At 69.9% G+C, this 1,060-nt stretch carries 2 protein-coding genes; both read right to left on the bottom strand.

Annotation, left to right across the window (positions count from 1 at the left end; genetic code table 11):
- On the bottom strand, positions 1–377 hold a 377-nt coding region (locus KTN05_RS17635; protein WP_217330666.1), incomplete at its 3' end, for an MgtC/SapB family protein.
- Between the two features lie 197 nt (positions 378–574).
- Positions 575–1,060 (bottom strand): PHB depolymerase family esterase (locus KTN05_RS17630; protein WP_305799910.1); only part of this gene is annotated, 486 nt, incomplete at its 5' end.

The raw sequence follows: 1,060 nt of genomic DNA, 5'->3' as shown, positions 1-1,060 counted from the left end.
ATGCCCACACCATAGACGATGCCCAGTGCGGCACTGATCCACAACGAGGCGGCCGTGGTCAGCCCGTGGACGGAAGGGCCTTCGCGGAAGATCACCCCCGCCCCCAGGAACCCGATCCCGGTCAGGATGCCATGCGCCATTCGGGTCGGATCCGAAACGATCTGCGTGCCGGGGACAAGATCCAAGGTCCACAGTTCCTGCTGCGCGGCGGCGAGGGTCAGCAGCGTCGCGGCCAGGCACACAAGGGCATGCGTCCGCAGCCCGGCGGGCTTGCCCTGCACCTCGCGGTCGATGCCGATCAGCATCCCGGTGATCAGGCTGGCTAGAAGCGGCAGACCTATTTCGGCGGACAGGAACTGGGCAAGATAGTCGGACAAGGCGGGCTCCCTGGCATGGCAGGCGGGCGCTTGTCTTGCCCGCTCGTGTGACGCCGAAGCCTGCACGCTGCCTGATGGTTCCCGCGAGGCCGAGGGTCAGGCCAATTGGCCATCCCTCATCTCGCCCGTTAGTGAAACTCCTCGGTAGGTGCCTGCGACGGTATTGCATGCACAGCTCGTCATCCCGAAGCCTGTCCTCACCGCCTCGGATGCAGGAAGAAGCGGACCATCTCGGCTGACGCGTCGGGGCCGGCGGGGTCGGTGTAGCTTCCCTGCGGGCGGCCGCCGGACCAGGCATGGCCCGCGCCCTCGATCCGCCAGGATTCGACCAACGGCGTGCCATCCGGGGCCTCGATCAGCTCGCGGGACCAGGGACGGCCACCCTCGGACTGGCCCTTCTCGCGCCGCGGGGTGCCATGCAGGGCTGGACCCGCCGCGGCCACCAGCGCCTCGGCGTTCGAGGGATGGACCGTGGCATCGGCGGTGCCGTGGAAGACGATCATGCGGACCGAGCCCCCGCGCGACGTCCGCCCGCCCTGCCCCCGCATCGCGCCGAAGGCCGAGGGCATGTCGTGGGCGATCCCGTGGGGCAGCCCCGAATGGATGCCGACCGCCGCGAACAGCCCCGGCTGGGTCGCCGCCAGTGTCGCAACCATCGCGCCGCCGGCGGACAGACCGGCCGC

Source organism: Paracoccus sp. Z118 (assembly GCF_019061185.1).
Classification (GTDB): Bacteria; Pseudomonadota; Alphaproteobacteria; order Rhodobacterales; family Rhodobacteraceae; genus Paracoccus.
The sequence above is the reverse complement of the archived record's forward strand: the minus strand, read 5'-3'. Positions and strand labels throughout refer to the sequence as shown.